The following is a 16,464-nucleotide window of genomic DNA, read 5'->3' on the forward strand; positions in this document are numbered from 1 at the left end:
GCTGATGGAGCGGGTCTGTCAGGATGCGCTCACTGGCGAGCAATTCCACGGCAGCAGCGCTTCGTAATCCTCGACGCTATTGGCGGCCGGCAGGCGTTCGAGGATGTGGCGCAGCCAGGCGTAAGGCTCCTGGCCATTGGCCTTGGCGGTTTCGATCAGGCTGTAGATCTGCGCGCTGGCCGTGGCCCCCTTGGGCGTGTCGCTGAACAGCCAGTTCTTGCGCCCGATAACGAACGGGCGGATGGCGTTCTCGGCGCGGTTGTTGTCGATCGGCAGATGTCCACCTTCGACGTAGCGCACCAGCTTTCTCCAGTTGCTGGCCAGGTAGTTCACCGCCCTGCCCAGCGCCGTCTGCCCGACGACCTGCGGCTGGGTCTTGTCCAGCCAGGTCTTGAGTTGATCGAGCAGCGGCTGGCTGCGTTGCTGACGGGCGACCAGGCGCTCGGTATCGCAAGCGTCCTTCAGGTCCCGCTCGATGCCGTAGAGCTTGTTGATCAGGTTCAACGCCATGTCGGCACGGCCGGTTTTGCCCTTGGGTTGCACTTTCTGCGCATCGACGAACTTGCGCCGCGCATGCGCCCAGCAGCCGAGGCGTTCGATGCCTTCTTGCGCGGCCACGGCGTTGTAGCCGGCGTAGTCGTCGGTCATCAGGTAGCCGCGATAGCCGTCGAGCAAGCGCAGCGGCACCTCCTGCGCGCGGCTGGCGGTGTAGTCGAAGAGGATCACCGGCTTATCCGGTGGTCCACCGCTTTGTACCCACATCCAGGACTGCGCGGTGGGATCTCGTCCCGGTTCATGCAGTACCTGCAAGCGCGTTTCGTCGCAGTGCAAAACGGGGTATTCGAGCAACTTGTCGCGCAGCAGGTTGAGCAGCGGTTGCAGTTGCTCGCCGCTCTGGATCACCCAGCGCGCCAGGGTCTGGCGCGGGATCTCGACGCCGTGGCGGCTGAGCATCTTCTCGAAGCGGTACAGCGGGATGCCGTCGGCGTATTTGGTGGTCAGCAGCATCGCCAGCACACTGGGGCTGGCCAGGCTCTTCTCGATCAGTTGGGCCGGCTTGTCGGCAGTGATCGGCGCCGCGTCGCAGGCCTTGCAGGCGTAGGTCTTGCGGATATGGCGGATGACCCGCACCTGCATCGGGATGATCTCCAGCTGCTCGCTGGTCTCCTCGCCGATGACTTGTTTGCAGGCGCCACAGGCGCAAGTCAGCTCGTGCTCGGGCAGGTCGTGGATGACCTCGACACGCGGCAGGTTGGCCGGCAACGGCTTGCGCTTGCCACGGCGCTTGACCGGCGCAACGATTTCTTCGGCTTCGGCTTCGGCTTCGGCTTCGGCTTCGGCTTCGGCTTCGGCTTCGCTTGGCGCGGCGGACAGCGCTTCGATCAGCTCTTCGGCCTCGTTGAACATGGCCAACTGCGGCGAGTCGGTATCTTCAGGGCTGCGCTCGGACTTGGGCGAGAACAACTTGTGGCGCAGCAGGGCGACCTGTTCCTGAAGTTGTTCTATGCGAGCATCTTTCGCAGCCGCCTGTTCACTGGCCAGCAGCAGTAAATGCTTGAGCAGGATTGGGTCGTCAGGAAGGGGGGCGGGCACGGCGATCATGGCCGTGGATTATACCGGCTCAGGTCACGAAACGCGGCGTCAGTATCTGGTGCGGACGGTTGCGCCACAGGTCGATGCCGTCGAGCAGCCAGTTCAACTCATCGACCGTCAGCTCGATGGCCTCGTCGCCGGCATCGGGCTTGGTCTTGAAGCGTTCGGCTTCCAAACGCTTGAGCCACAAGCAGAAGCCATTGCGCTCCCAGTAGAGGATCTTGACCTGACTGCGGGTGCGGTTGAGGAACACGAACAGCACGGGGTTGAACACTTCCACCTTGATGTCCAGCTCGACCAGAGCGGCCAGGCCGTTGATGGATTTGCGGAAATCGACGGGCTTTGGGTAGAGATAGACCTTCTGCACCTTGGCGTCGGGACGCATCATGACGGAGCTCCACGGGAAAAAATGGGGAGCCCAGCATCCGGGAACGGACAGGTCAGTTGAAGGTGGGGTTTATGGAGCGGTTACGCCGGGTCGAACACCGCCACCTTGATATCCAACTCGACCAAGGCGGCCAGACCGTTGATGGATTTGCGGAAATCGACCGGCTTGGGGTAAAGGTAAACGGCTTTGACCTTGGGGTCGGGACGCATCATGGGCTGGGCTCCAGGAAAATCGGGAGCACAGCATCTGTGGGCCTTCACTTCACTTGAAGGTGTGGTTTGTGGAGCGGTTACGAGATAGACCTTCTGCACCTTGGCGTCGGGACGCATCATGACGGAGCTCCACGGGAAAAAATGGGGAGCCCAGCATCCGGGAACGGACAGGTCAGTTGAAGGTGGGGTTTATGGAGCGGTTACGCCGGGTCGAACACCGCCACCTTGATATCCAACTCGACCAAGGCGGCCAGACCGTTGATGGATTTGCGGAAATCGACCGGCTTGGGGTAAAGGTAAACGGCTTTGACCTTGGGGTCGGGACGCATCATGGGCTGGGCTCCAGGAAAATCGGGAGCACAGCATCTGTGGGCCTTCACTTCACTTGAAGGTGTGGTTTGTGGAGCGGTTACAAATTAAGCGCCTTGCATTCTATGATTCGTTAACAGGTCTTGCTAATAGAAGATTGTTGCAAGAACGATTAGGGCAACTACTATTATTAGCTAAAAGAGATAAATTTCCTATTGCATTGATGTATATAGATCTCGACGATTTCAAGTTACTAAATGATACTCAAGGTCATGAGGCAGGAGATCATTTACTTAAAGCCGTATCAAATCGATTAATAGAATCTGTTCGTGATAGCGATACGGTTTGCCGGTTTGGAGGTGACGAGTTTTTAATTATACTCTCTGGACGCAACCAAATTTTCTCTTCTGATGCTTGGGTTAAAAAATAGGCAAAAAAATAAGAGAACGACTAAGTTATCCTTACGATCTAGGGGCCGAACCTTATATTTGTACTTCAAGTATTGGAGCCTACATTCATAAAGGCGAAAAACTTAGTTCAGATGAGATTATTAATAAAGCTGACCAGGCTATGTATATCGCAAAAAAGAAAAAGAACGCTTTCTATTTAGTTTCTGGTAATTATGCGTATGATTAGGTTGAAAAATTTTTATTTAAACGCATTGTTTTTAATTGTTAGATTTTTGTTTTGATGCGGGCTGTCCATTTTTCATTCATCGTTAATAGCGCTATCTGATGAAGAAGTAAAACACCTTCCAACAAATTAGGAGCGCTCTGGTAACAAATCCAATAAATAAAGGATTGTTGGTATAAAAATTAGGGTTTCAATGCTTCAACCATTGACACGAGTTCACTGATACTCACATTCACACTCTCGATAACTTTTTCGACATGTTTGATCGATTCATGACCCTTTTTAGCTATCACATTGATCTCTTTTAAACCGATGTCAATTTTATCAATCAGCCCAGCATTTTCTTTGACTACTTCAGCAATGTCGGAGGTTGCGGAAGCCGATCTGGCGGCAAGCTTTCTTACTTCGTCTGCAACAACTGCGAACCCTCTGCCGGAATCTCCGGCTCTTGCAGCTTCAATCGCCGCATTAAGTGCCAATAAGTTTGTCTGATCTGCAATAGAACGTATGGTGGTTACTATTTCCTGAATATTCTTTGATTTCAGATTTAGCTCTTGTCCTACTTGTGCAGTATTTTCAACCTGTGATGCGATTTGAACACTGGTATTCACGCTGTTATCCAGCTCTCGCATTGCCGTTGTTGTTAACGCCGATGTCTTTTCGGATGTTTGCGCCGCGAGGTTCACTGTATTAATGGCGTTATTGACGCGCTCAGAAATATCTGACGCAAATTTTATCACTTTATAGACTTTACCTTGCCCATCAAGAATGGGGTTGTAAGTTGCTTCAAGCCAGACGCTCCTGCCAGACAGACTTCTTCTTAGAAATCGACCTGTCTGATAGTTACCGTTAGCCAAGTTGCGCCAGAAATTTGGGTTATCACGATAAAAGTTTTCATCACAGAAAATTTTGTGGTGTTTACCCTTTATCTGTTCCAGTTTGCAATCCATAGCATTAAGAAAATTCTGGTTAGCATTGGTGATTGTGCCATCCGGGGTAAATTCAATTACAGCCTGTGAGCGGTTAAGTGCTGTAAAAACAGCATTCTGCGACGCAGATTCGTTATGCTGCGCGGTGACATCAAAAGCCAATTTAACAACACGATACACCTTACCTTGTTCATCCTTAATTGGCACATAACGTGCGCCGACAAAGATAGTTTCTCTATTCTTCTTTATATATTTAAAGGTATCTCGCTGCGGTTTGTCCTCAAGGAGATTTCGCCAGAAGGTTATATACTCGGGCCTCGATGTATAGGCAGTCTCAAACAAAATGCGGTGATGCTGGCCCAGAAGTTCCTGTTTACTGTACCCCATAAAGTCAGCAAACTTCTGACTCACTTCAAGTATTTCGCCTGAATGATTAAAAATCACCATCGCGGTAGCGTTTAACATGGCATTAAAGAGGAGTTTTTCATCAGAAACTTTTAGTGGTTCTGTTAAAGTGGGTGTTTTCTTTAGAAAGTCGAACATAATCAGTATTATCTCTTATAGCTCAAAAGTAATTTTTCAAACTGCTCAACAGAGAGAGGTTTATCGAAGTAGTAACCTTGCCCCCAATCACAACCCAGTTCTGCCAGTAGCGTCGCAATTTCTTGAGTTTCAATTCCCTCAGCAAGAGTTTTCAAGCCAAAAATCTTTGCTGTTGAAATAATGGTTTTAACAATGGCGAGGTTTTTCTCATCTTCAAGTATTGACTTGATAAAGTGCATATCAATTTTCAGCACATCCGCATTGATGTTTTTTAGATAACTTAATGAAGAATGCCCCATACCAAAGTCATCAATGGCAATCGCAAAACCTTTACTTCGTATCATATTTAAAGTTGATATTGCTTTATCGGGATCACGCATAAGCCCTGTTTCGGTAAGCTCAAGCTCAAAATCATTTGGCTCTAGCCCTGCGAGTTCTATCAAAGTTAAAAAACCATAAATTGCAGACTCATCATCAAAGCTTTTCGCTGAAATATTAAGGGCGAGCTTGAAACGCAAATTTTCTTGCGAGAACATTTCTTTTTTCTGCCAACTGCGTTTCAGTTCAATAACACGTTCTAATACGAGATGCGTCAACTTATTGATTAACCCTCGCTCTTCAGCAATTGGAATAAAGGATCCTGGCGAAACTTCGCCAAGCTCTTCGTCTCTCCAGCGCACCAGAACCTCAGCACCGACTAACTTATGTGTTTTTAAACAAACTTGAGGTTGAAGGACGATTCGCAGATTATCAGGATAGGAGAGTAAGGTTCTCTCAAGTTGCTTTGAGATAATTGATTTTTTCTGAATCCTTTCACCCACTTCAATATTAAAATAGCAACTGGGTAAACCGGACTCTTTGGCCATATTAAGTGCTATATTGGCACCTCGTGTTATTGCATCAAAGGTATCCGCATCCTGAGGATATAAAGCAATTCCAGCTCTTACATTGATACTGACTTCACCCTCTAGGGTTTCGAGCGGCTCAGCGAGAGCTTGTTGTAACCTGTTGACCATTATTGATGCCGCATCGGGATTAGATAGAACGGCTGCAAGCGCAAAAAAATCAGAATTTAAACGGGCTAAGGAGTCAAACTCTCGATCTATGTCATTGACGATAGGTAAAGTCTGGCAGTCCTCGTTCTCAAAGATACAACGCACTAAAGTATCTGCGCCGCGGATGGTTTTTGCTAATCTGCGACCGACCGCTTGGATGACTGCATCACCCGCTTCGTATCCCATTGTTTCGTTAATATCTTCAAGATTAACCAGGTCGATATATATAATCGCGATGGTATATTGATGTCTATCTGCAATTTTAAGAAGGTATTTAACTCGTTCAGAGAATAAATTTTTATTAGCCAGTCCCGTTAGCTCATCAAAAAATGCCAATTGCTTGATGCGGTGCTCTTTGGCTTTAATGTCACTTAAATCGCGCCAAATTACCTTGATAGCGTTTTGTCCAAGGTAGATGACTGGAGTGAGCGTTACCTCTATCGGTATATGCTGACCTTGTTTAGTGATATGAAGCCATTCAAAACGCTGGTAGCCCTCTGTTGAGGCTTTATTTAAAAGAGCTTTGGCGAGCTCTTCGCTGTTGTTTTTACCCTGGCTCAATGGTGAAAATTGAATAGGCGACAAACCAATCAGCGCTTTGCGGTCAGACAAGCCAAAAAGTTTTGCGGCTGCATCATTACAATCAGTAATCACAAAATCTGGGCTGATTATGCCCATCGCATCCTCTGATTTATGCAGCAAATTCACCAAGCGCTTTTCGTTTTCACTTTTGAGTCTTTCATAATCAAGCTGCGCTGAGATGTCACGAATTATATTGACAACGACTTTTTGGTTAAACGCGGTTTGTACAATCTGCATACTAATTTCTGCAGGATAGATGTTGCCATCCCCTTTGCGATGTTGGGTAACAAAATGCAGCAGCTCCACCTCACCTATTTTGAGCGGCTTCAAAAGCCGATCGAACGATTGTGCATCGTAGCTCGGCTTAAATTCGTAGGGCTTCATAATTTGTAGCATCGCCCAACTCCGCCCAAGTTGACGCTGTGCAGCAAGGTTGGCATATAAAATGTCCAACGTTTCGGCATCAAAAAATAGGACGGCATCAGCGATTTGATCAACAACGCTTTTAAAGCTGGTCAGTTCGTCCTGCCTCAAGCGCTCTTGAGTTATATCCAGCTCAACCGAAATATACCCCGAGTGCTCTCCAAGCTCATTAAACGTAGGGTTGCAACTGATGCGACTCCAGAAGGTCTCTCCACTCTTTCGATATTTAAGTAATTCAATTTCAATAGACTTTCTCTTTGCGACTGCTTTTTGTAACTTCAAAAGGTCAAAGCTGTTAGTCTGCGGCCCGGTTAATGTTGCCAACGGCGATTGACCCGCAAGCTCCTCCAAAGAATAACCAGAGATTCGTTCGAAGCCAGCATTACACCAAGTGATGTTGTAATCACAATCTAAGATCATTACCCCGTTCACAGTCTGTGTAGCAACTAATGCAAGGCGGGCGTTCTCTTCCAGTGTCAGAGCAAGTTTATTTTTAATCTCTCTTGCTTCAGACAGCGATTCCAAGGTTTCGAGGATGGGGTTCAGTTTCTCAACGTCAGATTGTTCATAGCCGTTGGCTGCGTTAGCCAGACCGACCATGCCAATCAACTTACCATTATGTTTAATTGGTAATCCAAGGAAGGAGGAGAGCTTGGGATGACCATGTGGTGTGCCACCAGCACGAGAATCATCCTGAGGATTGTTTGAGATAACAGCTTGGCCGGTTGTTAATACTTCACCCAGTAAATTATGATGATTATGGAACTCTAAGCCATCCGCCTTACTTCTTTCATATAGCTCACGGGTTTCATGATCCCAGCTGATATTTGTCAAGACGCGGACTTTCAGATATGGTCGTAGTTGCGAGTCTTCCAGCACCTCACCAATCAAACCGAACTGACTATCTGTCAGAGCGATGAGTTCATTAAGTAAAAGGCTAAGTGCACTGTCATGCGACTCATTAAGTATAAAAGCGCGCTGAATCTTAGCGATGGCATTGCTGGTACGAATTTGAAAATCGTATTTGTCAGAAATCTGCTGCCTTGACTGCTCAAGTGTCTGGTGGCTAGCGTACATGTAGGCGTCAAAGGCTAGGGTGATATCCAGCAGCGCGACTTTGTAGAGCGCAGTTAACGTTGGCTCGATACGCTCCTTATCGCTATTCAATATCACACTGACGAATTTACAAACGAGATCTAAGTAAACACCGTAAGCCCCAATATACCATTGTGGCGTCAAACCAACTCTTTGGTGCGCAATGCCCACTCTAATACGATCTTGGGCGTAGTCGAATCCATAATCGCCGGCAGTTAATTTCCTAAAGTACAGTTTTTGTGTCTCTTGAAGTTTGCTCATTAGGTTAACGTCACGCAGCATCTTCGATGCATGGTCAAACTTTAAAAGATGCTGATAAAAAGCATGAATAAGCTCATTCTCAAAGGCATAAAGTGGTTTGTGAATGGCTTCGAGCAATTTAATTTCGGTAGTTGAAAGATTAATAAGAGCTTTACGCTCATCAAAAGAGACGGGGTTGATGTTTAATCGCTTTAGTACTTCTACCACTCTCATAGCGCACCTGTCTTTACTTGGCGGTTGCAGGAGCTGAGTGCAACACGGTATTGAATTGAAGCCGGACCATCATGCCGCATTGCCATGGCATTTTGCATGACCTCTCCCATCACCTCGATGGGGCATTTGAAGTCGAAGCGCTTGCGCGGTCGCATGTTCAGTTGCAGCGCAATGGCGTCCAGCTCCTCCTGGCTATGTACCGACAGGTCTGTGCCCTTGGGCAAGTACTGGCGAATCAGGCCGTTGATGTTTTCGTTGCTGCCGCGCTGCCAGGGGCTGTGCGGGTCGCAAAAGTAGATCGCCACGCCGGTTCTTTGGGTGATCTCGGCGTGTCGTGCCATCTCCCGGCCCTGGTCGTAAGTCATGCTCTTGCGCATCTCCAGCGGCATGCTATTGAGCGCGGCGCTGAAGCCTTCAAGCGCCGAAGTCGCCGTCGCGTCGTTCATCTTCACCAACATCAGGTACCCACTGGTGCGTTCCACCAGCGTACCGACGGACGAGGCGTTGGCCTTACCCTTGATGAGGTCGCCTTCCCAATGCCCCGGCATCAGCCTGTCTTCAATCTCCGGCGGGCGCACATGAATACTGACCATCTCGGGGATCTGGCCGCGCCGATCCACGCCACCAGAGCGCGGCCGGCGCGTCGTCTTGCCTTGGCGCAGACAGATGATCAGCTCCTTACGCAGCTCGCCGACCGGCAAGGCATAGATGGCGTTATAGATCGTCTCGCGACAGACGTAGGCATCTCTGAGGCTGGGAATGTTCATGCTGCGCAGCTTGCCGGCAATCTGCTCGGGAGACAAACGCTCGCGCAGCATATGGGCCACCAACTGAAAGCGCTCACCACCCGGCAACAGCTTTCGTTTCGGTCGACAACCTTGGCGGCGGGCCTGCATCTGCTGCTGGGTCATGCGGGCCGAGTAGCCACCACAGACATCTCGATTGCGGCGCAGCTCCCGGCTGATGGTCGAAGGGGATCGGGTGATCAAGCAAGCAATCTTGCGCAGGCTGAACCCTTGGGCACGGCTGATTTGAATGGTGGCGCGTTCTTCAACGCTGAGTTCGGAATAAGACATAGGGTGTTGGCGCTGATGGAAAATTGACCCACCCTGCCGATTGAAATTTGACCCAGGGCGGATTGCTGATTTTGTTACCAGCAACTGTGGATAAGTCTACCAGCGCAGCTGCTGTTGCCCCCACTCCTTCGCTAGCCCAGTTCAGTTGTTTAAGACCTGCCACACGCAGCCATGTAGCAGGCCGTCGTCACCATGAAATCAGAACGACTCATCGTCCTCAGGTTCCTGGCCGCCCTTACGCTTTCGCTCCCGTGATTTGATCTTGGCCTGGGCCGCCAAGCTACTGTGTTGCAGGCGATAGGACTCGTTACCGGTTTCGACGATGTGGCAGTGGTGGGTCAGCCGATCCAGCAGGGCGGTGGTCATCTTGGCGTCGCCGAACACGCTCGACCATTCGGCGAAGCTCAGGTTGGTGGTGATCACCACGCTGGTGTGTTCGTACAGCTTGGACAGCAGGTGAAACAGCAACGCACCGCCAGCCTGGCTGAACGGCAGATAACCCAGTTCGTCGAGGATGACCAGATCCATGCGCAGCAGTGCCTGGGCGATCCGCCCGGCTTTGCCGTCGTGTTTTTCGCGCTCCAGCAGATTGACCAGATCGACCGTGGAGTAGAAGCGCACGCGCTTGCCATGCCGGGTGATGCCGGACACGGCCAGTGCGGTGGCCAGGTGGGTTTTACCGGTGCCTGGGCCGCCGATCAGCACCACGTTCTGCGCGGTGTCGGTAAAGGCCAGGCTGGCCAGCTCGCTGATCAAGCGTGCGTCGGCGCTAGAGGCGTTGAAATCGAAGCTGGCCAGATCGCGGTGCATCGGCAGCTTGGCCATGTTCATCTGGTGGCTCACCGAGCGCATGGCGCGATCTGTGTGCTCTTGTTCCAGCAGGTGTTCGAGCAGCCACTTGGACGAGGCTGTGTTCGACTCACCCTGTGCAGTTAACTCCGCCCAGGCCGTGGCCATGCCGTGCAGGCGCAGCTCCTTGAGTTCCGCCATCAAATCACGCATGACCGACCTCCTCGGCCTGGCCACGCAGGCGGTCGTAGCGCGCCGTGTTAGCGACGGGGGCTTCCTTGAGCGACAAGTGGGTTTCGACGCTGGGTGGTGGTTCGGATGCTGTCAGCCGTGCCACGACATTGAGGATGTGTTCGGCGCTCAGGCTGCCGCTTTCCAGTACCAGCTCAACAGCCACCAGCACCGCATCGAGCCCGGCGACCGGTACGGCAGCCAGAACTTGCGCCATGATCCGGTCACCGCCGGCATGACGCCCCAGACCGTGCTTAAGCTGACGCAGCGGCGCCGGCAGATCAGCAAAGGGCGCGCCGTTGCGCAGCGCACCGGGCTTGCGTTCGATCAGCGGGAGGTAGTGCTGCCAGTCATAGCTGACCTGGTCGCGATCCAGCAAGCGGACATGGCTGGCGATCAGCGCGTCGTCAGCCACCACCTCGATTCGCGTCGGATACAAACGGCTGCTGACCCACTTACCCGCGTACTCACACGGCACCGAGTAGCGGTTGCGCCCGACGCTGACCAGGCAGGTGCTGGAGACCCGCGCAGGCCGCTCGACGTAACCGTCGAATGGCGCTGGCACAGGCATCAGTTCAGCGCGCTCCAACTCAAGCACTTCGGCCACACTCAGCCCGCTGTATTGAGGGTGCGTCAGCTCGTTCCAAAGCGCGCGGCAGCGCTGGCCCAGCCAGGCATTGAGTTCCTCGAAGGAGTGAAACTGGCAGTCCTGGGCGTCTAGCCAGATACGCCTGCGGCTGTCTTGCACGTTCTTTTCAACGATGCCCTTTTCCCAACCAGCGGCGACGTTGCAGAAGTCCGGATCGAACAGGTAATGCGCGCACATCACCGCAAAGCGCGCATTCACCGCCCGGCCTTTGCCCTTATTGACCTTGTCGACGGCGGTCTTCATGTTGTCGTAGATGCCCCGGCGCGGCACGCCGCCCAAGGCGCCGAACGAGCGTGTATGGGCGTCAAATAACATCTCATGGCCCTGGCTCGGATACGCCACAAGCCAGAACGCACGGCTGGCACACAGCTTCAGATGTGCCACCTGCATACGCCGGTAAATGCCGCCGACCAGCAAGCCTTCCTCGCTCCAGTCAAACTGAAACGCCTCGCCAAGAGCAAAGGTCAGCGGCACAAAGGCCTGCGACGCCTTGCCCTGTCCCCCTCGCCAGGCACGGATAAACGCGGTGAGCTGGCTGTAGCCACCGTCATAACCATCGGCTTTGATTTGCGCCAACAGCGCCTTGGCACTGCGCCGCTGTTGCTTGGGGCGCAGCGAATCGGCTTTTAGCGCCTGCTCTAGCGTGGCGTGAAAAGGGCTGAGTTTGTTAAAGATCGCGCGGCGTTGGTGCACCGGCTGCTTGGCCTCAGGTGCTCTGACCCACTTGCGAATCGTGTTGCGCGCCAGCCCGGTGCGCTTGGCTATCTCATGCAGCGACAGCTTGTCGCGGAAATACATCCGCCGAATTTTGCCCATCATTTCCATACTGATCACCCTGTGTTCTCCTGCTCAAAAATTGAGCAGAAGCAGTTGAACACCTGGGTCAGTTTTCAGTCGGCAGAACAGCCTCTACTGGGTCAGTTTTCGGTCAGCGGCAACAGGTGCCCATCGTCTGGACATGGATAGACGGCTGGTGCTGACCACTTACCAGACATTGCGCGATTATCAGTTTTCTCTGTGTCGAATCGATTGGGGCATGGTCATTTTTGATGAGGCGCAGAACATCAAGAATCCGAATGCTCTGCAAACCCGAGCGGCCAAAGGCCTCAAGGCGGACTTCAAGCTGCTCGCTACTGGCACTCCTGTGGAGAATAGTCTGGGCGACTTCTGGTGCCTGATGGATACCGCTCAGCCAGGCTTGCTGGGGAGCTGGGAAAACTATCGTGACACGTGGATCAAACCGATTCTCGCGGCTGCAGAGGATGAGCGTGATGCGGTGCGCACGGAGCTTGGGCAGAAGCTCAGGGAATCGGTCGGTGTCTTCATGTTGCGTCGCGTGAAGGAGGATCAGCTCAAAGGCCTGCCCGCTAAAACCATTCGCAGTGGTGTGGAGCAGGTCAGCAGAGGTCAACAGCATTTCGCCCCTGAGCTCGGTAGTTGTATGCGTGGTATTCAATTGCACGCTTACGACGAAGTGCTGAACAGCTATCGCTCCCGCCGTGCGGTGGCAGAAGACATGCGGGGTGCTGCACTGGCAGCCCTGACGCAGCTGAGAGCAATCTCCCTGCATCCTCGTCTGGATAACGAGTCCGCTCTTTACAGCCGCGATGCAGCGCATGCTCGCCAGTTGATGATGGAGTCCGGCAAGTTGGCCGTAACCCTAAAACAACTGGATGAGATTCGGAGCAGAGGTGAGAAGGTCATTCTGTTCATGATGACCAAGCGCTTGCAGCGCGTGTTGAAGCTCTGGCTCGACCAGATTTATGGCTTGAACATTGCCATCATCAACGGTGATACCAAAGCGGTTGCCACGAAAGCCGAGGATATGACGCGTAAGCGCCTGATTGCTGAGTTTGAAGCGCGATCTGGCTTCAATTTGCTGATCATGTCGCCTGTGGCGGCAGGGGTTGGATTAACTGTGGTGGGTGCTAACCATGTGATCCATCTGGAGCGCCACTGGAATCCGGCCAAAGAAGCGCAAGCCTCTGACCGGGTGTACCGGATTGGGCAGCAGAAGGATGTATTCATTCACCTGCCCGCAGTAACCCACCCTCAGTTTGATTCATTCGATGTGCACCTGGACCGCCTTCTTCGCGGAAAATTGATGCTCAAGGATGCTGTGGTTACACCGGAGGCTGTAAGCGAAGGTGAAATGATTCACTCGCTGGGGCTTTAAGGCCTTAGAACAACAAAAAAGGAGAAGGTGATGGCTGCATTGACCAAAGAACGGGGGATGTTTGAACTGACCCTTTTGAATGCTGAAGTCAGTCAAGCTGAGATGGATGATGTCCTGGTTTATGGGCTCAATCGTGGTATTCCACCAGAGATCATGACCCGGCTCGAGAGCCTGTGGCGGGTGACGAAGACGATTGCCGGTGAGGCAGTCTCGATCGGAAAAATCGTCGTGCTAAAAATTTTCGAGTTTATGAAGGCGAATCCCAACCTCGCGATTGGGCTCGCACTGGGCGCTGCAGTGGGCGTGCTGGTCGCTATGATCCCGCTCCTGGGGGCATTGCTTGCACCATTAGCTGCTGCTGTCTCAATGATCTATGGCGGAATAGTAGGCGCATCTCAGGATGCTGGAGAGACCCCGTCTGATCTCTTCAGTGGCGCGATGCAATTGGCCAGGAAATTCCTGGAGCTGTTTCAGGACATTATCCTGGCGGTCAAAGACTATCTCGCCATGGTTGAGGTTTGAACATGGCGATAGAGTCATACCTAGAGCGAATCAAGAAAGCTAGGCAGTCGGCTCAGGAGCGAATTGAAGCCGAGCTCCCTAAAGCCAAAGTACTCCTGGAGCGATCACTGGAGACCACCAGTGCGTTGACAGCCAAGACTGCTAGCGCAGTTTCTGAAAGCTGTAACAACGCGGTAGATAAGGCGAAGCAGTCACTGGAAAGCGGCGATCTTCAGCGTGCGGGCGAACGTTTGAAGGAAGCTGGCGCTGCTAGTCAGAAAGCGATTATTGAAGCTAAGCGCAAAGCTCAAGAGCTGCTTCGTAAGCCCTTACCGCCGGCATCAGACACTCAAGTAGATCAGCCACAAGAAGCCGCGATTAGAAGTGCTATCGAGAAAATGCGCGGTCGAGACAGGGTGGGTCTTGTTAGTGAGCATTTGGCTGCTGCCGGTGGAGCAGCGGCTGGTGTGGCTGCAGCCGGGACAATCGCAGGGGCGGCGGGAGCGACGACCTTGCTGGGCTCCACTGGACTTGCGGGTATGTTAGGCGGTGTCTTTGTTACGGCGACCCCCGTTGGTTGGGTACTGGGCTCTGCTGCTTTGATGGGGGCAGCCGGCTACGGCATTGCGAAACTGATTCGCTCCGGCAGTGAGCAAGATCGTGTCCGGCGCGAATTCATCGAGCGCCAAACAGAGCGGCTGCTGGCACTTGAAGGTGCTCAGGCACCTCAGGATGAAAAGGTTGAGTTGGGGCAGTTGATGGCGCTGACCCTTGCTGCTGGAGTCTTGGATCAAGCTGATGCCAGCAGAATGGTTGACTTGGTAGATGCTGGCAAACTCCCAGTTGCTCTTGCGCTGGAGCGGGTGCGTTCGCTTGCTTTTGAGAGTCAGCTGATCGAAGTGAACCCAGGTCCTTCAGACTAATAACTGTAGTTGTGTCATCTTAGAAATTCGTTGTGCAGGCAGATAATCTATCAAAGCCTGAATGGCAGTCTAAGCATTAGCCATGCTACGCATCGAATTTTGAGTATCGCAAGCCATGCACAGCATCGAATGAGCAGCCAGCCATTCAGAAGCACTGAATGAAAAAGCTGTTTTGACAACAAAGCCTGTCGCTGCGCGATGGCAGTTGCGCATTTTTCCACTTCGCTCGGTTTGCTGCACATTCGTTCCGCAAACCATGGCTACGCGGAAAAACACACAACTGCCCCATACTTGAAGATTTCAAGTATGGGGGGAGGGGGCGTACTTGAAGAATCGCCTGGACGGCTGCTTCAAGTACGCCCCCTCCCGTGTATTTGTTGTCAAAGTCAAAGCTTAGCCAGCCCGGCAAGCCGGGCTGAAAAGACGGCCTTGCGGGTGGTGCGGCGTTTAGCTGCTCATGCCGTTTGCGATCAAATTCAAAAAGTAGCCAGCGCTAGTGGCGCCGCAGTGACGAGCTCGGCGTCAAAAAAGTGCTGATGGCCATGCAGAAGAAGCTTCATTCAAAATGCTCGCCATGCGGTGGTGATTTGGTTATGAAAAAAGTCACCGAAGTCAGTGTTTTCAAGGGTTGCAGCGATAATATAACCAAAAAAAGGAGTGCCAGTTTTGGCACGTTTTGCGCCACTAGAGGCCAGTACGGTGTCAGTCCCGGCTTCCTCCAGTGCCACTAGTGGCACTCAAACTGCCTCTAGTGGCACGATCCGGGTGTCACAAAACGTGTGTGCGACACGCATGGTGTATCGCAGCAACTGAGTGCGACATGGTTGGAGTGTCGCAATGCGCGCGTGCGACAGACCGAGAGTGTCGCATTGATGTTCTGCGATACACTCTGAATATCGCAGGCCAGACCGTGCGACACGAAGGTTGTGTCGCAAATCTGCAACCACATTGCCGGTACCGCTTGAGGCACGGTATGGGTGTCGCAATGAGCATGTGTGCGGATTCCACGCCATCCGGCCACCCAGTCCACGCTCATCTGGCCAGGCATTCCACGGCCATCTGGCCACCTGTTCCACGGCCATCCGGCCGGGCAGTCGGAGCGCAGCGACGCAGGGGTGGCATTGTTAGTCCGGGTTGGCTGGCGTCGTCAATTTCTGCGTCCGTTTGCGCATTGATTCACCCTTCAGATTGATCCGATAAGCGTTGTGCACCAGGCGGTCGAGGATGGCATCGGCCAGGGTCGGATCGCCGATCAGTTCGTGCCAGTTGTCCACCGGCATCTGGCTGGTGACCAGGGTCGAGCGCTGGCCGTAGCGATCATCCAGTAGCTCCAGCATGTCGCGACGCTGTTCGGCGGTGAACGGGGCCAGACCCCAGTCATCGAGGATCAGCAGGTCGGTCTTGGCGTAGCTGCTCATCAGCTTGGCGAAGCGCCCGTCGCCGTGAGCCAGGCCCAACTCCTCCAGTAGGCGCGGCAAGCGCAGGTAACGCACGCTGTAGCCCTCTCGGCAGGCCTGGTGGGCCAGGGCGCAGGCCAGCCAGGTTTTGCCCACGCCGGTGGGGCCGCCGATGATCAGGTTGAGGCCGTCGCGTAGCCACTGGCCGCCGCTCAGTTGCAGGATCAGCGCCTTATCCAGCCCGCGCGGGCTGCGGTAGTCGATGTCTTCGAGGCTGGCGTTGTGCTTGAGCCGGGCCTGGCGCAGGCGGCTGCTCAGGCGCTTGTCGTCGCGTTCAGTCAGTTCGCGGTCGACCAACAGGCCGAGGCGTTCCTCGAAGCTCAGGCTGTCGATGTCCGGGGTTTTCAGTTGCTCGGCGAGTGCCTTGAGCATGCCGTGCAGGCGCAGGGTCTGGAGCTTGTCCAGGGTCGGATGGGGCAGCATGGT

At 53.0% G+C, this 16,464-nt stretch carries 14 protein-coding genes and 2 pseudogenes; 5 read left to right on the forward strand and 11 right to left on the reverse strand.

The window, feature by feature from the left end; genetic code table 11:
• Positions 1-18 precede the first annotated feature (18 nt).
• The 4 genes from tnpC to tnpB (J7655_RS05395) all read right to left on the reverse strand — a co-directional run bounded on the left by tnpC (position 19) and on the right by tnpB (J7655_RS05395) (position 2,525).
• Complete coding sequence (tnpC, locus tag J7655_RS05380) at positions 19-1,602, reverse strand: IS66 family transposase (RefSeq protein ID WP_230926888.1); 1,584 nt, start codon at positions 1,600-1,602, stop codon at positions 19-21.
• Positions 1,603-1,621: 19 nt separating this feature from the next.
• On the reverse strand, positions 1,622-1,981 hold the full coding sequence (tnpB, locus tag J7655_RS05385) for an IS66 family insertion sequence element accessory protein TnpB (RefSeq protein ID WP_003460146.1): 360 nt from the start codon (positions 1,979-1,981) through the stop codon (positions 1,622-1,624).
• A gap of 80 nt (positions 1,982-2,061) precedes the next feature.
• Positions 2,062-2,193: an IS66 family insertion sequence element accessory protein TnpB gene (gene tnpB, locus J7655_RS05390; protein WP_230926889.1), complete on the reverse strand. Its 132-nt coding sequence runs from the start codon at positions 2,191-2,193 to the stop codon at positions 2,062-2,064.
• Between the two features lie 200 nt (positions 2,194-2,393).
• Positions 2,394-2,525, reverse strand: a complete 132-nt coding sequence (gene tnpB, locus J7655_RS05395) for an IS66 family insertion sequence element accessory protein TnpB (protein WP_230926889.1) — start codon at positions 2,523-2,525, stop codon at positions 2,394-2,396.
• Positions 2,526-2,593: 68 nt separating this feature from the next.
• Between tnpB (J7655_RS05395) and J7655_RS20775 the strand changes: the two genes are divergently transcribed.
• Positions 2,594-2,932, forward strand: coding sequence for a diguanylate cyclase domain-containing protein (locus tag J7655_RS20775; RefSeq protein WP_267914144.1), 339 nt, complete (start codon positions 2,594-2,596; stop codon positions 2,930-2,932).
• A gap of 8 nt (positions 2,933-2,940) precedes the next feature.
• A complete protein-coding gene (locus J7655_RS20920) occupies positions 2,941-3,138 on the forward strand; it encodes a diguanylate cyclase domain-containing protein (RefSeq protein ID WP_420850932.1) in 198 nt (65 codons plus the stop codon).
• A 179-nt stretch (positions 3,139-3,317) separates the two neighbouring features.
• On the opposite strand, the gene J7655_RS20925 is transcribed toward J7655_RS20920, so the two are convergent.
• The 6 genes and pseudogenes from J7655_RS20925 to istA all read right to left on the reverse strand — a co-directional run bounded on the left by J7655_RS20925 (position 3,318) and on the right by istA (position 11,806).
• Entirely contained in the window at positions 3,318-3,767 is a 450-nt protein-coding gene (locus J7655_RS20925) for a methyl-accepting chemotaxis protein (RefSeq protein WP_230927677.1), read from the reverse strand.
• 81 nt (positions 3,768-3,848) lie between these two features.
• Positions 3,849-4,607: pseudogene (locus tag J7655_RS20930) on the reverse strand (PAS domain-containing protein); the annotation flags it as partial.
• An 8-nt stretch (positions 4,608-4,615) separates the two neighbouring features.
• Entirely contained in the window at positions 4,616-8,230 is a 3,615-nt protein-coding gene (locus J7655_RS05415; protein WP_230926890.1) for an EAL domain-containing protein, read from the reverse strand.
• Between the two features lie 2 nt (positions 8,231-8,232).
• Positions 8,233-9,312 carry an IS30 family transposase gene (locus tag J7655_RS05420; RefSeq protein WP_230926891.1) on the reverse strand — a complete coding sequence of 360 codons (1,080 nt, stop codon included), beginning with the start codon at positions 9,310-9,312 and terminating at the stop codon, positions 8,233-8,235.
• A gap of 198 nt (positions 9,313-9,510) precedes the next feature.
• Entirely contained in the window at positions 9,511-10,314 is an 804-nt protein-coding gene (istB, locus tag J7655_RS05425) for an IS21-like element ISPst3 family helper ATPase IstB (RefSeq protein ID WP_013983804.1), read from the reverse strand.
• Positions 10,307-11,806, reverse strand: coding sequence for an IS21-like element ISPst3 family transposase (istA, locus tag J7655_RS05430; protein WP_230927676.1), 1,500 nt, complete (start codon positions 11,804-11,806; stop codon positions 10,307-10,309). Before istA ends, istB (J7655_RS05425) begins: the two co-directional genes overlap by 8 nt.
• Before the next feature lie 115 nt (positions 11,807-11,921).
• On the opposite strand from istA, the pseudogene J7655_RS05435 reads away from it, so the two are divergent.
• From J7655_RS05435 to J7655_RS05445, 3 genes and pseudogenes are all read left to right on the forward strand, one after another.
• A pseudogene (locus tag J7655_RS05435) lies at positions 11,922-13,157 on the forward strand (DEAD/DEAH box helicase); the annotation flags it as partial.
• Positions 13,158-13,187: 30 nt separating this feature from the next.
• A complete protein-coding gene (locus J7655_RS05440; protein WP_230926893.1) occupies positions 13,188-13,679 on the forward strand; it encodes a hypothetical protein in 492 nt (163 codons plus the stop codon).
• Between the two features lie 2 nt (positions 13,680-13,681).
• Positions 13,682-14,581, forward strand: coding sequence for a hypothetical protein (locus J7655_RS05445; protein ID WP_230926894.1), 900 nt, complete (start codon positions 13,682-13,684; stop codon positions 14,579-14,581).
• Between the two features lie 1,124 nt (positions 14,582-15,705).
• Here the strand turns inward: J7655_RS05445 and istB (J7655_RS05450) are convergent.
• Positions 15,706-16,461 (reverse strand): IS21-like element ISPpu7 family helper ATPase IstB, encoded by a 756-nt coding sequence (istB, locus tag J7655_RS05450; RefSeq protein WP_230925724.1) that lies wholly within the window; start codon positions 16,459-16,461, stop codon positions 15,706-15,708.
• Positions 16,462-16,464: the final 3 nt, after the last annotated feature.

The organism is Pseudomonas wenzhouensis (assembly GCF_021029445.1).
GTDB lineage: Bacteria > Pseudomonadota > Gammaproteobacteria > Pseudomonadales > Pseudomonadaceae > Aquipseudomonas > Aquipseudomonas wenzhouensis.